The 18,390-nt window shown below is 71.5% G+C and carries 17 protein-coding genes, 1 tRNA gene and 1 pseudogene; 5 read left to right on the forward strand and 14 right to left on the reverse strand.

What is annotated here, in order from left to right:
- Positions 1-22: 22 nt before the first annotated feature.
- The 6 genes and pseudogenes from ABT057_RS17445 to ABT057_RS17470 form a co-directional block, all read right to left on the reverse strand.
- Positions 23-782: pseudogene (locus ABT057_RS17445) on the reverse strand (IclR family transcriptional regulator).
- Positions 783-978: 196 nt separating this feature from the next.
- A complete protein-coding gene (ehuA, locus tag ABT057_RS17450) occupies positions 979-1,755 on the reverse strand; it encodes an ectoine/hydroxyectoine ABC transporter ATP-binding protein EhuA (protein ID WP_352343916.1) in 777 nt (258 codons plus the stop codon).
- On the reverse strand, positions 1,745-2,395 hold the full coding sequence (ehuD, locus tag ABT057_RS17455) for an ectoine/hydroxyectoine ABC transporter permease subunit EhuD (protein ID WP_352343917.1): 651 nt from the start codon (positions 2,393-2,395) through the stop codon (positions 1,745-1,747). Before ehuD ends, ehuA begins: the two co-directional genes overlap by 11 nt.
- Positions 2,392-3,036, reverse strand: coding sequence for an ectoine/hydroxyectoine ABC transporter permease subunit EhuC (gene ehuC, locus ABT057_RS17460; RefSeq protein WP_352343918.1), 645 nt, complete (start codon positions 3,034-3,036; stop codon positions 2,392-2,394). Before ehuC ends, ehuD begins: the two co-directional genes overlap by 4 nt.
- The gene (gene ehuB / locus ABT057_RS17465; RefSeq protein ID WP_502973932.1) at positions 3,033-3,968 is read right to left on the reverse strand and encodes an ectoine/hydroxyectoine ABC transporter substrate-binding protein EhuB; all 936 of its coding nucleotides are present in this window, start codon (positions 3,966-3,968) and stop codon (positions 3,033-3,035) included. The genes ehuC and ehuB overlap by 4 nt, the downstream gene beginning before the upstream one ends.
- A 93-nt stretch (positions 3,969-4,061) precedes the next feature.
- Positions 4,062-5,012, reverse strand: a complete 951-nt coding sequence (locus ABT057_RS17470) for a D-2-hydroxyacid dehydrogenase (RefSeq protein WP_352343919.1) — start codon at positions 5,010-5,012, stop codon at positions 4,062-4,064.
- A 168-nt stretch (positions 5,013-5,180) separates the two neighbouring features.
- Here ABT057_RS17470 and ABT057_RS17475 point away from each other — a divergent pair, with 168 nt between their 5' ends.
- A complete protein-coding gene (locus tag ABT057_RS17475; protein ID WP_352343920.1) occupies positions 5,181-5,831 on the forward strand; it encodes an aspartate racemase/maleate isomerase family protein in 651 nt (216 codons plus the stop codon).
- Positions 5,832-5,930: 99 nt separating this feature from the next.
- The gene (locus ABT057_RS17480) at positions 5,931-7,034 is read left to right on the forward strand and encodes an LLM class flavin-dependent oxidoreductase (RefSeq protein WP_352343921.1); all 1,104 of its coding nucleotides are present in this window, start codon (positions 5,931-5,933) and stop codon (positions 7,032-7,034) included.
- On the opposite strand, the gene ABT057_RS17485 is transcribed toward ABT057_RS17480, so the two are convergent.
- Positions 7,013-8,863 (reverse strand): putative bifunctional diguanylate cyclase/phosphodiesterase, encoded by a 1,851-nt coding sequence (locus tag ABT057_RS17485; RefSeq protein ID WP_352343922.1) that lies wholly within the window; start codon positions 8,861-8,863, stop codon positions 7,013-7,015. The genes ABT057_RS17480 and ABT057_RS17485 overlap by 22 nt on opposite strands.
- Positions 8,864-9,184: 321 nt before the next feature.
- Here ABT057_RS17485 and ABT057_RS17490 point away from each other — a divergent pair, with 321 nt between their 5' ends.
- On the forward strand, positions 9,185-10,459 hold the full coding sequence (locus ABT057_RS17490; RefSeq protein ID WP_352343958.1) for a M6 family metalloprotease domain-containing protein: 1,275 nt from the start codon (positions 9,185-9,187) through the stop codon (positions 10,457-10,459).
- Between the two features lie 81 nt (positions 10,460-10,540).
- Here the strand turns inward: ABT057_RS17490 and ABT057_RS17495 are convergent.
- From ABT057_RS17495 to ABT057_RS17525, 7 genes are all read right to left on the reverse strand, one after another.
- Positions 10,541-10,614 (reverse strand) — tRNA-Lys (locus tag ABT057_RS17495).
- Entirely contained in the window at positions 10,605-11,177 is a 573-nt protein-coding gene (locus ABT057_RS17500) for a bifunctional DNA primase/polymerase (protein ID WP_352343923.1), read from the reverse strand. The genes ABT057_RS17495 and ABT057_RS17500 overlap by 10 nt, the downstream gene beginning before the upstream one ends.
- Before the next feature lie 181 nt (positions 11,178-11,358).
- Complete coding sequence (locus ABT057_RS17505) at positions 11,359-11,727, reverse strand: DUF8844 domain-containing protein (protein ID WP_352343924.1); 369 nt, start codon at positions 11,725-11,727, stop codon at positions 11,359-11,361.
- A gap of 98 nt (positions 11,728-11,825) precedes the next feature.
- Positions 11,826-12,878, reverse strand: a complete 1,053-nt coding sequence (locus tag ABT057_RS17510) for an aldose 1-epimerase (protein ID WP_352343925.1) — start codon at positions 12,876-12,878, stop codon at positions 11,826-11,828.
- A gap of 9 nt (positions 12,879-12,887) precedes the next feature.
- Positions 12,888-13,676 carry an ATP-binding cassette domain-containing protein gene (locus ABT057_RS17515; protein ID WP_352343926.1) on the reverse strand — a complete coding sequence of 263 codons (789 nt, stop codon included), beginning with the start codon at positions 13,674-13,676 and terminating at the stop codon, positions 12,888-12,890.
- On the reverse strand, positions 13,673-14,707 hold the full coding sequence (locus tag ABT057_RS17520) for an ABC transporter permease (protein WP_352343927.1): 1,035 nt from the start codon (positions 14,705-14,707) through the stop codon (positions 13,673-13,675). The genes ABT057_RS17515 and ABT057_RS17520 overlap by 4 nt, the downstream gene beginning before the upstream one ends.
- Positions 14,708-14,831: 124 nt before the next feature.
- On the reverse strand, positions 14,832-15,956 hold the full coding sequence (locus ABT057_RS17525) for a substrate-binding domain-containing protein (RefSeq protein ID WP_352343928.1): 1,125 nt from the start codon (positions 15,954-15,956) through the stop codon (positions 14,832-14,834).
- 145 nt (positions 15,957-16,101) lie between these two features.
- Here ABT057_RS17525 and ABT057_RS17530 point away from each other — a divergent pair, with 145 nt between their 5' ends.
- A complete protein-coding gene (locus ABT057_RS17530; RefSeq protein WP_352343929.1) occupies positions 16,102-17,160 on the forward strand; it encodes a LacI family DNA-binding transcriptional regulator in 1,059 nt (352 codons plus the stop codon).
- Complete coding sequence (locus ABT057_RS17535) at positions 17,153-18,229, forward strand: carbohydrate kinase family protein (RefSeq protein ID WP_352343930.1); 1,077 nt, start codon at positions 17,153-17,155, stop codon at positions 18,227-18,229. Before ABT057_RS17530 ends, ABT057_RS17535 begins: the two co-directional genes overlap by 8 nt.
- Positions 18,230-18,390 lie beyond the last annotated feature (161 nt).

An 18,390-nucleotide genomic window follows, 5' to 3' on the forward strand; every position in this document is an offset into this window, starting at 1 on the left:
TCCGACCACGTTTCGCCACGCCCTAGATCGCCAGGGAGAGCAGTACCGGGGCCGCGTTCCTGTTCAGGGCGTCGGCGGCCTGGCGCAGGCGGTGGGCGTGGGCGACCGGCAGGGAGAGGGCGAGGCAGCCGACCGAGGAGCCGGCGGTGATCGGGACGGCCGCGCAGACCGTGCCCACCGCGTACTCCTGGAGGTCGAGGTGGGGGACCGTGGGCGGCTGGGACTCCAGGCGGGAGAGCAGCAGCCGGTCGCTGGTGATGGTGCGCGAGGTGAGGCGGGTCATCCTGTGCCGGGAGAGGTGGTTCGCGCCGGCCGTTGTGGTCGAGCTGGCCGAGCAGGCTCTTGCCGAGTGCGGTGGCGTGGGCCGAGGAGCGGAAGTCGAACCACTCGTGGACGGCCGGGGTGGCGGGGCCCGCGGCGTACTGGGCGATGGTGACCTCGCCGTCGACGTACCGGCTGACGTAGACGGCCGCGCCGATCGAGTCGCGCAGCCGGTCCAGGGTCCGCTGGAGCTGGTCGCGCAGCGCCTGCTGGTGTTCCTGGGCGGAGCCGAGGCGGGTCAGGGCGTCCCCGGTGACGTACGCGCCGTCGGCGACCTGCTCGACGTACCCCTCGCGGCGCAGCATGCGCAGGAGCGGAGCGAGGCGCTCCGCTCCCAGGCCGGTCTGGCGGGCGAGCTCGGCGTCGGTGACACCCGCGGGGTGCCGGGTCACCGTCTCCAGGACGCGCAGGGCGTCCTGGGCCGAGTGGTACGGCGCGGTCGGCTCGTGCTTCAAGGCCACTTGGGTCCCCCTGGGGTCGCTCTCTGGCCGTGACGCGGAAGGCGAATCACCTTCACGATAGCGGCCAAGGGGGCCCTGGGGAGGAGTTGTTGACGAGAATCTGTTGCAGCCTCGATCCTCTCAGCTGCGGCGCTGACACTCTGGCATATGCCTGAGGCATGACCGGGGCGGATGTCCTCCGCCCCGACCTGGCACCTCACAGCACGGCGCTCAGGAATTCCCGGGTCCGCTCCTCCGCCGGCGATCCGAAGATCTTCTCCGGCGGGCCCGACTCCACGACCCGGCCGGCGTCGAACATCAGTACCTGATCGGAGATGTCCCGGGCGAAGTTCATCTCGTGGGTCACACAGAGCATCGTGATGTCGGTGGAGCGGGCGATGTCCCTGAGGACGTCGAGGACGCCGGCGACCAGCTCGGGGTCCAGCGCGGAGGTCACCTCGTCGAGCAGCAGGATCTGCGGCCGCATCGCCAGCGCCCGCGCGATCGCCACCCGCTGCTGCTGCCCGCCCGACAGCCGGGACGGCTTCGCGTCGGCCTTGTCGGCCAGGCCCACCAGGTCCAGCAGCTCCCGCGCCCGCTCCTCCGCCTCGTCCTTCGACAGGCCGAGCACGGTGACCGGGGCCTCGGTGAGGTTTCTGAGCACGCTCATGTTCGGGAACAGGTTGAACTGCTGGAACACCATCCCGATCTTCTTGCGTACCTCGCGGACCTGCTTCTCCGGCGCGGGGAACAACTGCTGCCCGTCGACCGTGATGGTGCCCTCGTCGGGCCTGGTCAGCGTCATCAGCAGCCGCAGGATCGTGGTCTTGCCGGAACCCGAGGGCCCGATGAGGGTGACGTGTTTGCCCGGCTCCACGGAGAAGTCGAGGTGGTCCAGGACGGTGTTGTCGCCGAACCGCTTGGTGACCTGCTCCAGCCGGATCAGCTCGGTGGTCTGCTGCTTGTTCAGGGTCGGGGTGGTGTCAACGGACAAGGCGACGCTCCAGGGTGCGCAGGAGAAGGGAGGCGAGGTACGAGATCACGACGAAGGCCACGCCGATCACCGTCAGCGGCTCGGTGAACTGGAAGTGCTGCTGGGAGAAGAGCCGCGCCCGGCCGAGCATGTCCAGCACGGTGATCGCCATCAGCATCGGTGTGTCCTTGAGCATCGCGATCACGTAGTTGCCGAGCGCCGGCACGACCCGGCGGACCGCCTGCGGCAGGATCACCGCACGCCAGGTCCGGCCGCTCGGCAGGTTCAGCGCGGTCGCCGCCTCCCACTGGCCGACGGGCACCGCCTCGATGCCGGCCCGGTAGACCTGCATCGTGTACGTCGAGTAGTGCAGCCCGATCGCCACGACTCCGGTGGTCAGCGCCGACCAGGTCAGCCCCCACTCGGGCAGCACGTAGAAGAGGAAGAACAGCTGCACCAGCAGCGGGGTGTCGCGGACGAACTCGGTGACGATCCCGACCGGCCACTGCACCCACCGTGTGGGCGTCCGCATCAGCAGCGCCCACACCAGCCCCAGGGTGAACGAGATCAGCGACCCGAGGACGAGCGCCTGGAGGGTGACGAACAGCCCGTCCCGGAACAGCGGCATGAAGTCGCGTACGGCACTCCAGTCCCAGTTCATCGGAGACCCGCCTTCAGTCGGTGCTCGAGCCCTCGCATCACCCGCGTGAGCAGGAACGCGATGACGAAGTAGATGAGCAGTACGTACGTGTAGATCTCCGCGCTCTCCTGGAGCGCCAGACGGACCAGGTTGCCGCTGAAGGCGAGGTCGCCCATGCCCATGACCGACACCAGCGCGGTGCCCTTGAGCAGTTCGACGATCAGGTTGGAGAACGGCGGGATCATCTCCGGCACCGCCTGCGGCAGCAGGATCTTGCGCAGCCGCTGGGCGGGCGTGAACCCGAGCGCGACCCCGCCCTCCCTCTGCGCCGGGTCCACCGCGGCGAGACCCCCGCGCACGATCTCCGCGCCGTACGCCCCGTAGGTCAGGCCCAGCGCGAGGGTGCCCGCCCACATCGGCACCAACTGCCAGCCGAAGGCGGGCGGCAGCACGAAGAACACCCAGAAGATCATCACCAGTGCCGAGGTCCCGCGGAACACCTCGGTGTAGAAGCCCGCGAGGAAGCGGACGATCCACAGCCGGTGGGTGCGTGCGATCCCCACGACGAAGGCGACGGCGGCGCCCAGCAGGGCGCTGAACACGAGGAGCTGGACGGTCGTCCAGACGCCTTTGAGGACGAGTTCCCAGAGTCCTGAGGTCATCCGCGACAGAGCTCCTTCGCGGTCAGGTCCGTCATCTCGGCCTTCGTGAACCCGAAGGGCCGGAGGATCCGGGCCAGTTCGCCGCTCTTCTTGAGCTTGTGCAGCTCGGCGTTGAAGGCGTCCCGCAGCCGGGTCTCGGTGAGCCGGAAGGCGAAGGCGCCCCCGTCGATGGTCGGCTTGCCGTCGATGACGGGCGCGAAGGGCTTGGTCGACTCCGCCTTGGGGGACTTCTTCACCACGTCCCGGGTGGTGACGGCCGTACCGGCGAACACGTCGACCCGCCCGGCCTCCACGGCGTTCAGGCCGGCGACCTGGTCGGGCACGATCAGGATGTCGCTCTCCTTGTAGCCCGCCGCCACGGCGTGCTCGATCTGCGCGTACCCGGTGCCGGTGGCGAACCTCGCCTTCTTCGCGACCACGTCCCGGTAGGTGTGCAGCCCCTTGGGGTTGCCCTTGCCCACGACGAACGAGTCGAGCATCTGGTAGTCCGGGTCGGCGAACAGGACCTGCGCGCAGCGCTCGGGGGTGACGTACATCCCGGCGGCCACGACGTCGAACTGCTGCGAGTTCAGTCCGGGTATCAGCGACCCGAACTCGGTGGGCACGGGCTGTACCTTGTCCACCCCGAGCCGCTTGAAGATCGTCTTCGCCAGCTCGGGCGCCTCACCGGTGAGCTGTCCGTCCGTGTCGATGTAGCCGAAGGGGATCTCACCCGCGATCCCGAGCCGTACGACCCCGGCGGCCCGGAGCCGGTCGAGCAGGTCGCCGCCGTCGGTGGTGGACGCGGTGGCCACGCGTGAACAGCCCGCGGCCCCCAGTGCGCCGAGCGCCGCCACCCCCGCGAGCAGCGACCGGCGGGTGGGAGTGTGACGGGCCGGATCGTGACGGGTGGAATTGTCCTGATTTCCGGGTTGTCTGTTCGGTGGAGCCATGGCCGCGCGGCTACCCGCGTCCATTCGGGTTATGCGGGTGCGTCGTGTGAGGGGACTGTGCGCAGACGCCCACAGTCGGGGGAAAGTTGCAGGTCAACGCCCCGGAACATACCCGCGCTGTTTGTCGACCACGTTCTTCAGTGGTCTGCCAGCCGCCCACCGCTCGAACAGGTCCACGAACTGCGCGCTCAGCTCGTCGTGCCGCCCGACCACGTCACCGCTCATGTGCGGGGACACGATCAGGCCAGGGACCCGCCACAACGGACTGTCGGACGGCAGCGGTTCGGCGGCCACGACATCCACGGCGGCCCCCGCGATCCAGCGGCTGCGCAGCGCCCGGACGAGCGCCTCCTCGACGACCAGTCCGCCCCGGCCGATGTTCACGAAACACGCCGACGGCTGCATCACCCCGAACCGCCGCAGATCGAACATGCCCCGCGTCCGCTCGGTGAGCGGGGCGGCCGCGATCACCCAGTCGGCGCGGGCGAGCAGCCGGTCCAGGTCGTCGGGGCCGTGGATACCGGTGCGCGGGACACTGCCGACCACCGCGGCGGTCACCCCGAGCGCCTTCAGGGTGCGGGCGATCGCCCGGCCGATCGGACCCGACCCCACGACCACGGCCCGGGTGCCGGCCACCCGCCGGCTCTCCCGGTGCCGCCACTCGCCCCGCCCCTGCAGCTCCCAGGTGCGCGGCAGGTCCTTCGCCATCGCCAGGACCAGGGCGGCCACGTACTCGGCGACCGGCTCGTCGAAGACGCCCCGCGCGTTCGTCACCACCGTGTCGGACGCGACGAGTTCCGGGCACAGCAGATGGTCCACGCCCGCGCTCGCCGTGTGCACCCAGGCCGGCCTCGGCCCCTCGCCCGGCCAGGCCGCGCGCACCGCCCGTGAGGTGAAGTCCCACACCAGCAGCACGTCGGCCGCCGGCAGCAGGTCGGCGAGCGTCGCGTCGTCGGCGTGCAGCACCCGGACCCGGCCCGTGAGGCGGCCGAGGCGCGGCAGGGGATCGGCGTCCAGGACGAGGAGGGTGGGGACGGCGGCCATCCGGTGCCTTTCGTGTGCCTTTCGCGGCGGGGCTGATCACGCTCGCACCCGAACCCACCGCCGTCAACACACCCGTACGGACCGCCGACCAGGTGACGGGCGGGGCTGTCTGCTGCGCCCGCTGGGTAGCCGGGTACTTCCGGAAGAAGAGCAGCAGGAAGGTTGGACATGACCGCACTCGGAATCCTCCACGCGGGCCACTCGGCCGAGGACGACTACCCGCGCATCGAACAGCTCCTGGGCAGCGACATCCGGCTGGACCTCGTCCTCGCGGACCCCGCCGAGGATCCGCCCGAGCTGCTGGGGAAGGCGGTCGAGCAGCTGCGGCTCGCGGGCGCCGAGGCGATTGTGTGGGCCGGCGGCGAGGACGGGTTCGTCCGCGGCTGGGACGCCGTGCAGCAGCAGGTGCGGGGACTCGCCACGATCGCCGGAATGCCCGCCTCCGCCACGGTCCTCGCCTTCGTGCACGCGGCGCGGGAGCTCGGCGTACGGCGGGTCGCGGTCGCCACGTCCCACCCGGAGGCCACGGAGTTCCTGACGGCGGGCGGCCTGGAGGTCGTCGGCGGCACGCGGGAGGCCGGCGGGGACGCGCTCACGCTCGCCCGGGCCGCCGACACCCCCGGCGCCGAGGCCGTTCTGCTGCCCGACTCCGCCCTGCACACGGTCGCGCACCTGCCGGCCCTGGAACGCGAGCTGGGCAAGCCGGTCCTCACCGCGGGCCAGGTCACCGTCTGGGAGGCGCTGCGCCTCACGAACCGGAGGGTCAATGCGCCGGGCCTCGGGGCTCTGTTCACCCGGGAGCCGATCGTGCAGGCCTGAGCCGTTCGGGACCGGGCGCCGGGAATAAACGGGGACACCCTCCTGTTACGGCGTCCTGGACACCGTAAGCCCGAGCAGCACGAGCAGCAGGAGGACCCCGTGGCGGCAGACGAGAGCGCACCGGACGGCATCCGCGGCACAGCCCACGGCACCGCCCCCACCCCCCTCTCCGTCCTCGACCTGGTCACCGTCGGCTCCGGCCGCACCGCCACCGACGCGCTGCGCACCAGCGTCGACCTCGCCCGGCTCACCGAGGCGCGCGGCTTCCACCGCTACTGGGTCGCCGAGCACCACTCGATGCCGGGCGTCGCCTCCTCCTCGCCCGCCGTGATCCTCGCCCACCTCGCCGCCCACACCGACCGCATCCGGCTCGGCTCGGGCGGTGTCATGCTGCCCAACCACGCGCCGCTGGTCATCGCCGAGCAGTTCGGCACGCTCGAAGCGCTCGCGCCGGGCCGGATCGACCTGGGCCTCGGCCGCGCCCCGGGTACGGACGGCGCGACGGCCGCCGCCCTGCGCCGCTCCGAGCGCCTGCACGAGGGCGCCGACGACTTCCCCGAGCAGCTCGCCGAGCTGACCCGCTTCCTGGACGACGACTTCCCCGACGGCCACCCCTACGGCCGGATCCACGCCGTGCCCGGCCCGGTCCAGGCGACCGCGCCGGGGGGCGTCCAGTCCCCGCACCGGCCGCCGGTCTGGCTGCTCGGCTCCTCCGGCTTCAGCGCCCGGCTGGCCGGCCTGCTCGGCCTGCCCTTCGCCTTCGCGCACCACTTCTCCGCGCAGAACACCGTCCCGGCCCTCGACCTCTACCGCGAGTCCTTCCGCCCCTCCGAGGTGCTCACCGAGCCGTACGCCCTGATCGGCGTCTCGGTCCTGGCCACCGACGACGAGCGCGAGGCACGCCGGCAGACCCTGGCCATGGGACTGAACATGGTCCGTCTGCGCACCGGACGCCCGGGCCTCTTCCCCTCCCCGGAGGAGGCGGAGGCGCACGTCTTCAGCGAGCTGGAGCGGGAGTTCGTCGACTCCTGGACGGCGAACATCGTCCAAGGCTCCGCCGACGAGGTCCGCACCGGCCTCGACGACCTGCGCAAGCGCACCGGCGCCGACGAGCTGATGCTCACCAGCCACGCCCACCGCGGCGAACTGCGCCTGCGCTCCTACGAACTCGTCGCCGACGCCTACGGGTTGCCGACCGCGTAGGACTCGCTGCCCATCAGTTCGGAGATACGATCCGGCGACACCGGACGGGAGTACAGCCACCCCTGCCCGGTGTCGCAGCCGATGCTGCGCAGCCGGGTGGCCTGGGCGGCGGTCTCCACGCACTCGGCGGTCACGGTCAGCCCGAGCCGGTGCGCGAGGTCGATCATCGCCTCGACGACCACCTCGTCCGCCGGGTTGGGCGCGGCGCCCGTCCCCTCGTACTGGAAGCCGCGCACGAACGACCCGTCCAGTTTCAGCACCGACACCGGCAGCCGGCTCAGATAGGCGAGGTTGGAGTAGCCGGTCCCGAAGTCGTCGATGGCGATGTGCACGCCCATGTCGCTGAGCGCCTGCAGCGCCTGGAGCGGCCGTCCCGCCGAGCCCATCACGGCCGACTCGGTCAGCTCCAGCTGGAGCAGCCGCGGCGGCAGACCGGTCTCGGCGAGGATCTGGGCGACGTCCGTCACCAGGTCGGAGTCCCACACCTGTCGGACCGCCACGTTGACGCTGACGAACAGCGGCGGGTCGTCCGGGTTGTCCAGCTGCCACTGCCGGGCCTGGCGGCAGGCGGTGGCCAGAATCCACCGGCCGAGCGGGACGATCGAGCCGTCCTCCTCGGCCAGTGCGACGAACCGATTCGGCGCCAGCGCGCCGAACCGGGGGTGGTCCCAGCGCACCAGCGCCTCGACGCCGCGCAGCCGGCCGTCCGACATGCCGACCAGCGGCTGGTACTCGAGGCGGAACTCGCCGCGCTCGATGGCCGGCCGCAGGGTGGAGGCGAGGGCCTGGCGGGTCATCAGATGGGCGTTGCGCTCCGGGTCGAACAGCGTCCAGCGGTCCTTGCCGTCCACCTTCGCCCAGTACAGCGTGGTGTCGGCGGCCTGCATCAGACCGGTCGCGGTGGTCCCGGCCGCGTGCCGCTCGACGACCCCGATGGACGCGGACACGTTCATCCGCTGCCCCGACAGGTCGAACGGCGCCTGGAGCGCCTTCAGCACCGACTCGGCGAGGTCCGCGAGCTGTTCGGTGCCGGTGGAGTCCTCCACGAGCAGCGCGAACTCGTCCCCGCCGAGGCGGGCCACCAGCGGCACGCCCGGCCGGTTGCGCCCGGCCTCCTTGGCGCACTCGGTCAGCCGTTCGGCGACGGCCGCGAGCAACCGGTCGCCGACGCGGTGACCGAGGGTGTCGTTGACCGCCTTGAAGCCGTCCAGGTCGAGGTAGCACAGGCCGATCCGGCCGGTTCCGCTCTGCTCGTAGACCTCGGCCTCCAGCGCGGCCGACACCCGCTCGAAGAACAGGGTGCGGTTGGGCAGCCGGGTCACCGGGTCGTGCATCTGGAGGTGCCGCAGCCGCGCCTGGAGGTCGTGCCGGGCGCTGATGTCGGCGACCGACAGCAGGACTCCGGGCGCGTCGTCGTCCAGCGGGGAGACGGTGACCTGCGCCCAGAGCGTACGGCCGTCGGGGTGTTTCAGCCGCCGGGTGCAGCGCAGTTTCGCCTGCCGGCCGCGCAGCACCTCGCGGTAGGCGTGCCAGGTGCGGGCGTCGGACGCGAGGTCCAGCAGATCGGCGGCGACTCGTCCGACCAGGGAAGGACCGGCGCCGCCGAGCAGTTCGCCGAGCGCCTCGTTGGCGTCGACGACCAGGCCCTCGCGGTCGACGAGGGCCATGGCGAGGGGCGCCGCCGCGAAGACGGAACGGTAGGCCACGGGATCCGCGGGGTTCGCCCCCTTCCGGCCTTCCGCACAAGCAGCTGCCTGACTATCACTCTCTGTGACGGCGGACCGGTCGAGGTCTGCCGCGGGCGTCGGCCCTTCGGACGTTCCGCTCACCGCTCGCTCCCGCAGTGCACTCGATCGCTGTCCTGGCAGGAAAGTGTGCCGATCATAGATGCTGCCCCCGGAGTTGCGCAGCCACTGCCCAGTGTCCAGGAACGACCCACCCTTCTGACAGATCGTTTCTGCCCGCAGGTGGACCGGTTCTGCGGGCCCCCGACCGCTTGTGACGTTCCGTGAGAATTCCGGGGGTGTCGGGATTGATGCCCGCTTTCTCTCGCCTCACTCTTCTGGGGCAGACAAACAGGGCGTAGTACGACAAATTCCCGGAGGCTGGGTGGCGGTGCCCCGTCAACCGCCACCCGGAGGTCTGCAGTGCTGCCGCGACTGTTCCCGCACTCCCGACTGCGCAGCACCACGGCCGTCTGCACCACCCTGTCGGCACTCGCCGCGATCTCCCTCTCCGCCGGCCCCTCGGTCGCCGAACCCTTCTCCACCGCGCCCTGCGCCCTGACACGCACCGGCGCCCACCACTCCGAGGGCCTCGACACCTGGAACACCGCCTACCCGCGGCCCACCCGCGGCCTCGACGCGGTGATGGTCTTCCTGTCCTTCCCGGACTCGGCCCCCATGGCCTCCCCCGCCGAACTGGCCGCCGACCACTTCCCGACGACCAGCCGCTTCTTCCGGCGGGCCTCCTACGGCAGGTTCGCCCTGCGCGCGCATCCCCTGCAACGCTGGATCCGGATGCCGAAGCCGTCCACCGCCTACCGCATACAGCGCGACTGGAACGCCGACCGCCGCGCCGCCTACCTGCGTGACGCGCTCGCCGCCGCCGACGGCCGGGTCGACTTCTCCCGCTACGACATCGTCTACTTCGTCGCCGACCCGGACGCGCCCGGTGTGGACTCGGACGCCACCAAGGTCGTCAACCTCGACGTGCCCCTGCGCGCCGACGGCACGGACATCCGCCGTGTGGTCACCGTCTTCGAGAAGCACCCCCCGGACCGGCTCGTCCTCGCCCACGAGACCGGCCATGTCTTCGACCTGCCCGATCTCTACCACCGCCCGGTCGACGGCAAGGGCGACTGGGACACCTACGTCGGCGACTGGGACCTGATGGGCAGCCAGTTCGGCCTCGCCCCCGACCTCTTCGCCTGGCACAAGTGGAAGCTGGGCTGGCTGGACCCCCGCCAGGTGGTGTGCGTACGGGGCCCGGGACCGACCCGGCTCACCCTGGAGCCCCTCGGCGCCGGTCCCGGCGTACCCGTCACCCGCGCCTCCGGCTCCCCGGCGTTCGGTCTGGGCCACGGCACCAAACTCGCCGTCGTCCGCACCGGCGCCGGCAGCGCGCTCGCCTTCGAGGCGCGCGGCCCGATCGGCAACGACCGTGCCGCCTGCCGCTCCGGCATCCTCGTCTACCGCATCAGCGGCGACGCCCAGTCCGGCCGCGGCCCGGTCGAGGTGATCGACGCCCACCCGCACACCGAGGCCTGCTGGGAGTCCTCCGTCTACCCGCCCCTCGCCGACGCGCCCGTCGCCCTCGGCGAGACGTTCACGGTGCCGGGCGACGGGGTGCGGGTGGAGGCGGTGAGCCGCACGGCCTCGGGCGCGTGGACGGTGCAGATCACCCCACCGGCCCCGCGGAAGTAGGGGGTGCGCGGGGGCGGGCATACGGGGTGCGCGGGGATGTGCGAAAGGCCCCTCGCTTCTGCGAGAGGCCTTTGCTGTCGGTGCGCCGCCAGGGACTCGAACCCCGGACCCGCTGATTAAGAGTCAGCTGCTCTAACCAACTGAGCTAGCGGCGCCTGCTGACGTCGTAGACCTTAGCATCCTGGTCGGCCGGGGGAAAAATCGATATCGACGCCTCCGCGCGACCCGCCCGCACCGCCGCCCAGAGCAGGATCTCGGGGCCCGGGAGCCAGGGGTGCCGGGTGTCCGGGGCGACCACCCAGCGGGTGGATCCGCCGTCCCGGTCCGGGGTGAGCGCGGGCACGGTGACCGCGTCCCCCGTGCCGTGGCAGAGCAGCGGCGGCACGGATCCCGTACGGCCGTCCGGCCGGCCGTGGGCGCTCCACGCCTCCCACTCCAGCAGCGAGGGCAGCCGCTGGGCCGTGCCGGGCGCGGCGAACAGCAGCATCCGCCCCCGGAAGGCGGCCACCGGCCCCGAGCCCGGCCCGTCACCCCACAGCAGGTCCAGCATGAGCCGTCCGAACATCCCGGGCGCGCTGACGATGTCGAACACGGAGCCGCAGGGCAGGACGACCGGGGCGTGCGGCCGCTCGTCCCAGAAGGCGAGGGTGCTGCGCGGATACGTTCCGGCGGAGGCCAGCCAGACGGCGCCGTCCGCGGTGACACATGCGCTGCTCATACCGAACAGGTCTACCGGCTGTGAGCGTACGATTCCCGAGGGTTGCGGAAAAAGGGCACGGGGGACGGAAGCACCGGGTATCGTGCCCGCGCACTTGGCATATGCCCCCGCGCCCGCGCGCCACCGCGTGGAAGAGCCCCGGGGGCCTGGTGCCTGTCAGGGGTCCAGGGCGAAACACGCCCTACACGGGGTCGGCGGTCCCCCGGCCCTCCGCGTCGCCCCGCAGCAGATCGCGGCCGAACTCGATCATCTTCTTCGCGTAGTCCTCGGTCCACTCGGCCCGCTCGGCGATGTCCGCGGGGGTCAGCCGGTCGAACCGGCGTGGATCGGCGAGCTGCGCGGCCGCCATGGCCTGGAACTCCACCGCCCGGTCGGCGGCCGCCCGGAACGCCACCGTCAGCTCCGTCGCGCGCGTCAGCAGCGCCCCCGGGTCGTCGAACGACTCCAGGTCGAAGAAGTGCTCCGGATCGCCGGCCGCCTCCGCCGGCTCGAAGAGCAGGGGCGCGGGGCGTAGCCGCGGTTCGTTCCGACGCGGCGTGGGCTCCGCCATGTCTCGTCCTCCTCGTACGGTTCGGATGGCGCCACCGGTGGAGTGGACCACCTTCCATTGTCCCCCGACGGCGCAAGAGCCCCTTCGGGCCCGAACTCTCAAGGATTCCGAGCCGCCCGGTGTTCCCCGACGTGCGCCGGCGCCGGCGCGTACCTGACACCGAAGCGGAACCGGCGCCGGCCGCCCGGCTCCAGGGACAGGGCGGCGGCGTGCTCGGGCCGGTTGAAGGCGTCGGTCATCGCCTCGACGGGTTCCAGAGCGATGGAGGCCCGCCGGTCCCGCGCCAGGGTGTCTCCGGTGAAGACGTGCATGTACCCGCCGTACTGCCACACCCGCAGCTCCTCACCGGTCGCCGGATCGCTGAGCACCGTCTCGGCGCGGCCGTCGGGCCCGGGGGACAGGTCCGCGAAACAGGCGTCGATGACGGCGTCGCCCAGCGGTCTCGGCACCCGGAAGTCCATGCCGGGGCACCGGTCGAGGGGGAGGAAGGCGGCATCGCCGGGCGGCGGGAGGAGGGCGGCGTCGGTGCGGACCAGGGTGCGGGCGGGGATGTGCAGGCTCAGGTCGTCGAGGGGCCGCGACAGGGTGAAGTAGGGATGCCAGCCGGCCGCGTAGGGGGCGGTGGCGTCGCCCGTGTTCGCCGCGCGTACCTCGATCGCCAGCTCGTGGCCGCCGACGGTGAACTCCGCCTCCACGTCGATGGCGAACGGGTAGCCGGGATACCGGCCCGGCCTGATGGCCGTCGTGCGCAGCAGCAGCCGTGCCGAGTCGGCCGTCGTGGTGGAGCCGACGAGTTCGAACGGGGCCTCGCGGGCGAAGCCGTGGTAGATCGTGCGGTCCCCGCGGCGGCCGGGCAGCAGATCGTGCTCGCGCCCGCGGAAGCGGTAGCGGCCGTCGGCGACCCGGTTGCAGAACGGCGCCATCAGCCCGGCCCGGACACCGTCCTGCGCCAACAGCTCCGCCTCGTCGCGGTACCCGTCCGTCAGGTCCGTGAGCGGAGCGCCGGCCGCCGCTGCGCGCCTTGTCCGCCAGCTCAGCAGGGTCGCTCCGCGCAGGGCCAGGACGGCGTGCACCGACCCGTCCGGTGCGGAGACGGACACGGTGGGTTCGCCGCCGAGACGGCCCTCGGTGATCCGGTACCCGGCGGCCACCCCGGGCCCTCAGCCGGCTTCCGGGGCGAGCTTCTTCGCCCCCGTCATGATGGCCACCGCGTCCTCCATCGAGTGCGACTGCGGGGTGATGACTCCCGCGCAGGCGCCGAGCCGCTGGATGTGGATACGGTCGGCGACCTCGAAGACGTTGGGCATGTTGTGGCTGATGAGAATGACTCCGAGGCCCTGGTCGCGCAGATCGCGGACAAGCTTCAGCACCTGGCCGGTCTCCCGGACGCCGAGGGCGGCGGTCGGCTCGTCGAGGATCACCACACGGCCGCCGAACGCGCCCGCCCGGGCCACCGCCACGGACTGCCGCTGGCCTCCGGAGAGCGTCTCCACCGCCTGGTTGATGTTCTGCAGGGTGCTGATGCCCAGCCGCTTCATGTGGTCGGCGGCCTGCTTCCGCATCTCGCCGGTGTCCAGCATCCGGAACACCGAGCCGAGCACGCCCTTGCGCCGGATCTCGCGGGCGAGGAAGAGGTTGCTGGCGATGTCCAGGGCCGGGGCCACGGCGAGGGTCTGGTAGACCGTCTCGATCCCGTTGTCACGGGCGTCCTGCGGCCCCTTGAAGTGGACCTCCTCGCCGTTGACGAGGATGCTGCCCCGGTCCGGGACGAGTGCCCCGGAAAGGCACTTGATCAGCGTCGACTTGCCGGCGCCGTTGTCGCCGATGACCGCCAGGACCTCGCCGGCGTGGAGGGTGAGGTCGACGTCGGCCAGGCCGACGACCCTGCCGAAGACCTTGACCAGGCCCTTGGCCTGCAGGACGGGTGCGGTTGCGGTGGGGGTCGTCACGACTTCACACTCCGGATCCACTGGTCGACGGAGACAGCCAGGATCACGAGGACGCCGACTGCGAGGACTTGGTAGTTCGGGTCGATGCCGGCCAGCGCGAGGCCGTTGACGAAGACCTGGACGATCAGCGCGCCGATCAGCGAGCCGAAGACCACACCGCGCCCGCCGAACAGACTGGTGCCGCCGATCACCACGGCGGTGATGGACTGAAGGTTGGCGTTGAGACCGCTGTTGGGGTCACCGCCGCCGACCCTTCCGATGAGGATCCAGGCGGCCACGGCGACCGTGAAGCCCGCCACCATGTAGGCGCTGACCAGCACCCGGTTGACGGATATGCCCGCCAGCCGGGCCGCTTCGGCATCGTCGCCCACCGCGTACAGGTGGCGCCCCCAGGCGGTGTAGCGCAGCGCGTAGCCGACGACCGCGTACAGGGCGATCATGAGGAGGACGCCCGTGGTCAGGTTCAGCTGCCCGAGGGCGACGGTGTTTCCGCTCCACATGAGGAGGTTGCCCGGCTGCAGTTGCAGGGTCTGGCCCTTGGCGTAGATGAGGGTGATCGCCGTGAAGATGCTGAGGGTGCCGAGGGTGACGATGAAGGGGGGCAGTTTGACCCGCGTCACCAGCAGGCCGTTGACGGCCTGGGCGGCGATGGCCACGGCCACGCCGGCGAGGAGAGCCAGCACGCCCGGCACGTGGTTGTCCGCGAACAGCTTCGTCATCACCAGCGAGGCGAGGACCATGACCGCGCCGATCGACAGGTCGATGCCGGCGGTGAGGACGATCACCGTCTGGCCGACGGCGAGCGAACCGATCACGGCGACCTGCTGGGTGACCAGCGAGAGGTTCTGCAGCTGGAAGAAGCGGTCGTTGACGAGGGAGAACACCACTGCGGCGAGGACCAGCACGATGGCCGGGCTGAGCGCGGGCTGACGGTGCAGCACCGAGTGGATGCGCTGGGCGGGGGTGGCGGGCCGGTTGAGGAAATCCTCGGCCGGCGCTGATGGGGACTTGCTGTCCGCTTGGGTGGTCACAGGGCGTCCTTTACTGTCCTGTTGGTCCGAGCCGTCGGAAGTGCGGTGGGCTCCCGCCGGGTGAGCGGGACCCGGTGCGCCGCCGGGTTCGGGGATCGGCGGCGCACCGCGGGTACGGCCTCGGTCAGCTGCCCCAGCAGGCGGAAGCGGCCTGGGTCGGCGACTGGACGGTCACCCCGTCGAGGGCCTTGCCGGCGACCAGGGCGGTGCCGGTGTCGTAGAACGCCTTGCCGTTGGTCACGCTGGGCTTGCTGCCGCCGCGGGCCAGCTTGGCGATCGAGCTGACGCCCAGGGCGGCCATCTTGCCCGGGTACTGGACGGCGTCGGCGGTGAACTTGCCGCTGGTGACGTTCTTCAGGCCCGAGCAGCTGCCGTCGATCGCGTAGATCGCCACGTTCTTCTCCTTGCCGGCGGCCTTCAGCGCGTTGTACGCACCCTCGGCGGCGGGCTCGTTGATCGCGTAGACGACGTTGATGTTCGGGTTGGAGGACAGACAGTTCTCCATCGCGGTGCGTCCGCCGTCGACGGCGCCCTGCGTGGGCTGGTGGCAGACGACGGTGTACGTGCCGCCCTTGCCGCCCGTGTACTTGCCGGACTTGGCCTCCTTGCCGTTCTCCGTCTTGCTGCCCGGGTCGATGCCCATGCCCTCGAGGAAGCCGTGGTCGCGGTTGACGTCGACGGAGACGACCTGGTTGTTGAACAGGTCGAGCATGGCGATGACCGCCGGCTTGCCGTCCAGCGCGGCCGCGGCGTACTGGCCGTCGAGCTTGCCCGCCTGCTCGTTGTCGGTGGCGTAGGTGATGTCGGCGACGCTCGCCGGGTTCGGCGCGGTGTCCAGGGCGATCACGAACAGGCCGGCCTGCTTGGCACGGTTCAGCGCGGCGTTCACCGCGTCGCCGTTGGTGGTGATCAGGATGCCCTTGTCGCCGCGGGAGACGGCGTTGTCGATCGCGGTGATCTGGGTCTGGGTGTCGCCGTCCGAACTGCCCGCCGCCACGGTGAGGTTCACGTTGTCCTTGGCCGCCTGGCTCTTGGCGTCCTTCTGCATGCTCACGAAGTACGGGTTGGTGAGCGTCTTCAGGATGAGGGACACCCCGATCTTGCCGCCGCCGGAGGCGGAGTCGCCGGAGGACCCGTTCGACGAACCGCACGCGCCGAGTGCGGCCGTGAGGCACACGGTGACGCCGATCGCCGCCGTGGTGCGCCGAGTCCGCAGGGCGGTCGAGGTCTGGACTCTTGAGATCTTCATGCGGAAGCCTTTCGAAACCGTCCTGGCCGACGCCGAGACAACGTTGACTGAACGGGATAGTGGGCCCCCATGGACGAGCGCGTCAAGGCGCTGGTAGACATGCATCCGCAACGAGACGGTAACGCTGAACGACTTGGAGACAACGATGACTCAGGGCGAACCGCCCCCACCGTCGCACCGGAGCCGCCCCACCATGCGTGAGGTGGCTGCGCTGGCAGGCGTGGCGATCAAGACGGTTTCGCGTGTGGTCAACGGCGTCCCCACCGTCGATCCGGTGATCGTCGCCAGAGTGCGCGAGGCCGCCGACCAACTGGGCTACCGGCCCAACCTGACCGCGAGCAGCCTGCGCCGCGGTGACGGCCGCACGGCCACCATCGGCATGCTCGTCGAGGACGCCGCGAACCCCTTCTCGGCGGCCCTGACCCGCACCGTCGAGAACGTGGCACGGGAGCGCGGAGTGCTGGTGCTGATCGGCAGCCTGGACGAGGATCCGGCCCGCGAACGGGAGCTGGCCCGGGCGCTCGTCGACCGGCGGGTGGACGGGCTGGTGATCGTCCCGGCGGGGCGCGACCACAGCTACCTGATCAGCGAGCAGCGCTCCGGCACCTGCGTGGTCTTCGTCGACCGCGAGGCCGGCCTGCTCGACGCGGACGCCGTCGTCTCCGACAACCGGCGCGGCGCCATCACCGCGACCGACCACCTGCTGAAAAACGGCCACCGCCGGATCGCCTACCTCGGTGACAGTGCCTCCATCCCCACCGCCGCCCAGCGGTTCGACGGCTACCGGCACGCCCTAGAACTCGCGCACATCCCGTTCGACGACGAGATCGTCCGCCACACAGGGGCGAGCGAGGAGGCCGCCATCGCCGCGACCGAGCAGATCCTGTCGCTGCCCGACCCGCCCACGGCACTCTTCACCAGCCAGAACCTGGTCACCATAGGAGCCGTCCGCGCACTGCGCGCCCTCGGCCTGCAGAACACCGTCGCCCACATGGGCTTCGACGACTTCCCCCTGGCGGACATCCTCACCCCGGGGATCTCCGTCATCGCCCAGGACATCGAGCAGATGGGCAGGACAGCGGCCGAGATGCTCTTCAGCAGGCTGGACGGCGACCAGTCACCCACCCGTACCGTCACCGTGCCGACCCGGCTCATCGAGCGGGGATCCGGCGAGATCACAGCCGGAGAACCCCGACATGACTGAAACGACGCAGGCTACGGGGCAGCGGTCCCCGGCCGTGACCGTGATCGGCGAAGCCCTGATAGACATGGTCCAGCTCGACGCACCCGGCGACTACCGCGCCCGGCCCGGCGGCAGCCCGTTCAACGTCGCCGTCGGCCTCGCCCGGCTGGGGCACCGCACCGCCCTCATGGCGCGGCTGGCCGGCAACGCCTTCGGCCGGATGCTGCACGCCCATGCCGCCGCCGAGGGCGTCGACCTGACCTGCTCCCCGGCCGCCGTCGAACCGACGACGCTGGCCGTGGTCTCCATGGACACGGAGGGGCGGGCGAGTTACGACTTCTACCGGGAAGGCACCGCGGACTGGCAGTGGACAGCGGCGGAGACCGCCCGTGTACCGTCCGGCACCGCCGTACTGCACTTCGGCTCGGTCGCGTCCTGGACACCGCCGGGCGGCGAGCACATCCACTCCGCCGTCCAGCGGCTGCGGGCCGCCGGTACGGCGCTGATCAGCTACGACCCCAACGTCCGCCCCGCCCTGCTGGGCGACCCGGCCCGCGGCAGACAGGCCGTCGAACACGGCATCGGCGTCGCCCACGTCGTCAAGGCCAGCCGCGAGGACGTCGAGTGGCTCTACCCGGACACCACGATCGAGCGGATCGCCGCCCGCTGGCTGGAACTCGGCGCGCTCCTCGTCGTCGTCACCGACGGCGCGGCCGGCGCCCACGTCTTCCACACCCGTGCGGGACGTCTCAGCCGGCCCGGCCGGAAGGTCGCGGTGGTGGACACCGTGGGGGCGGGCGACGCCTTCACCGCGGGGCTGCTCGGCGCCCTGCTCCGCCACGGCCTGCACACCCCGCAGACCCTCACCGCGGCCACCCCGGCCGAACTCGCGACTGCGGTGGACGACGCCGTCCTCGTCTCCGCGCTCACCTGTGAGCGCATGGGCGCCGACCCGCCCACCGCACGTCCACGGCCCCACCTGCCCGCCGCCGCCCCCCTGACGCCGGCGGACCTCACCTTCGCGGACACCCCCGACGACGACACGGGCGAGGAGGGCCGTACACCGCAGGCCGCGTCGACCACGCCGTGACACGAAGCACCGTGCGCGGTTCAGGGTGTTCAGGGGATCCGGTGTTCCGCCAGGTGTGCCAGGGCCGCGTGGTTGGCTTCCCAGCCGTCCGGGCTGTGTTCGTCGGCCGCCTCTGGCGGCGTGCCGGACTCCGTCCGGCGGGTGGCGGGCTGGCGGCACTG

Source organism: Streptomyces sp. NPDC002588, from assembly GCF_040295925.1.
In the GTDB taxonomy this organism is placed as follows: Bacteria; Actinomycetota; Actinomycetes; order Streptomycetales; family Streptomycetaceae; genus Streptomyces.

Bases quoted from the DNA above. Each gene is read 5' to 3' on its own strand.
- ABT057_RS17505 (WP_352343924.1), bottom strand. From the start codon at position 11,727: ATGGCGGAGCCCACGCCGCGTCGGAACGAACCGCGGCTACGCCCCGCG.
- ABT057_RS17470 (WP_352343919.1), bottom strand. From the start codon at position 5,012: ATGGCCGCCGTCCCCACCCTCCTCGTCCTGGACGCCGATCCCCTGCCG.
- ABT057_RS17500 (WP_352343923.1), bottom strand. From the start codon at position 11,177: ATGAGCAGCGCATGTGTCACCGCGGACGGCGCCGTCTGGCTGGCCTCC.
- ABT057_RS17525 (WP_352343928.1), bottom strand. From the start codon at position 15,956: ATGAAGATCTCAAGAGTCCAGACCTCGACCGCCCTGCGGACTCGGCGC.
- ehuC (WP_352343918.1), bottom strand. From the start codon at position 3,036: ATGACCTCAGGACTCTGGGAACTCGTCCTCAAAGGCGTCTGGACGACC.
- ehuB (WP_502973932.1), bottom strand. From the start codon at position 3,968: ATGGCTCCACCGAACAGACAACCCGGAAATCAGGACAATTCCACCCGT.
- ABT057_RS17535 (WP_352343930.1), top strand. From the start codon at position 17,153: ATGACTGAAACGACGCAGGCTACGGGGCAGCGGTCCCCGGCCGTGACC.
- ehuD (WP_352343917.1), bottom strand. From the start codon at position 2,395: ATGAACTGGGACTGGAGTGCCGTACGCGACTTCATGCCGCTGTTCCGG.
- ABT057_RS17530 (WP_352343929.1), top strand. From the start codon at position 16,102: ATGACTCAGGGCGAACCGCCCCCACCGTCGCACCGGAGCCGCCCCACC.
- ABT057_RS17475 (WP_352343920.1), top strand. From the start codon at position 5,181: ATGACCGCACTCGGAATCCTCCACGCGGGCCACTCGGCCGAGGACGAC.